Consider the following 1,097-nt stretch of genomic DNA (forward strand, 5'->3'; position numbering starts at 1 on the left):
GGGCTCGGGAATCAAGGAACTGGAGAACATACCCCCTAAGGCGCTCAGCCGGACACGGACGAACGCCTTCGCCGACGCCGAGCCGTCGGGACGCCGGCGAAGCCTGCCGCTCGTAGTGCTGTCGCCCGGCTTCACCTGGCCTCGCAGCTCCCTCACGGGTCTGGCCGAGGACCTGGCGAGCAGAGGGTATGTGGTCGCCAGCATCGACCACACCTACGAGAACTTCGCCACCACCTTCCCTGACGGGCGGGTCGCCACCTGCGCCGCCTGCGCGCACGTCAACGACGACGACTTCGGCCAAAAGGTGATCCGGAACCGGGCGATCGACATCCCCTTCGTGCTCGACCAGTTGACCGGCCCACACCCCAGGTGGAAGGGCGGCGCCGTGATCGATCCGGCACGGATCGCGATGGCGGGCCAGTCCATCGGAGGAGCCGCCGCCCCGGAGACCATGGTGAAGGATTCCCGGGTCCGCGCCGGGGTCAACCTGGACGGCAGCCTGTTCCTCCCCATCCCCAAGAGCGGACTGGCGCGACCGTTCCTGTTGATGGGCGCCCCCTCGGGCGACAGCACCTGGAAGCGTGACTGGGAGCACCTGACCGGGTGGAAGCGCTGGCTGGTGGTGAAGGGGGCGCTGCACCCGTCCTTCACCGACTACGACATGCTGCTCCAGCAACTCGGCGCGGACCTCGGCGGCGGCCTGAAGGAAACCCGCTCGCTGGACATCACCCGCCAGTACGTCACCGCCTTCTTCGACCTGCACCTGCGCGGCAAGCCACAGCCCCTGCTGGACAAGCCCTCCCCGCGCTACCCCGAGGTCCAATTCTGCGCACCGCCGGCCAAGACCTGCTGAGGTGAACGCTTGCGCTCCAGGCCGATGATCATCCACGGCAGTCGAGGGCGGCGCTGACCCCAGCATCGGCGGAGCCGACCGCACCGAGCTGTGCTGCCGGGGTCCGGCCTGAGCCCGATCACCTGACGGGATTCCTCGGTAAGTGTGTGGGGCGTGAGAACGCCCACACGCCCCGACCCCAAGATCGTTAACTCACTGCGGCGCCCCGGTGGCTAGAAGAGCGCTCTGTTCTCCAACAGTGCTC

At 68.1% G+C, this 1,097-nt stretch carries 1 protein-coding gene; it reads left to right on the forward strand.

Going from position 1 to position 1,097, the window contains the following annotated elements:
* Positions 1-853, forward strand: an 853-nt coding sequence (locus tag ACBJ32_RS59335) for an alpha/beta hydrolase family protein (protein ID WP_375134398.1), incomplete at its 5' end; no start/stop codon positions are given.
* Between the last annotated feature and the right edge of the window lie 244 nt (positions 854-1,097).

It is taken from the genome of Nonomuraea sp. GTA35 (genome assembly GCF_041950525.1).
Lineage (GTDB): Bacteria > Actinomycetota > Actinomycetes > Streptosporangiales > Streptosporangiaceae > Nonomuraea.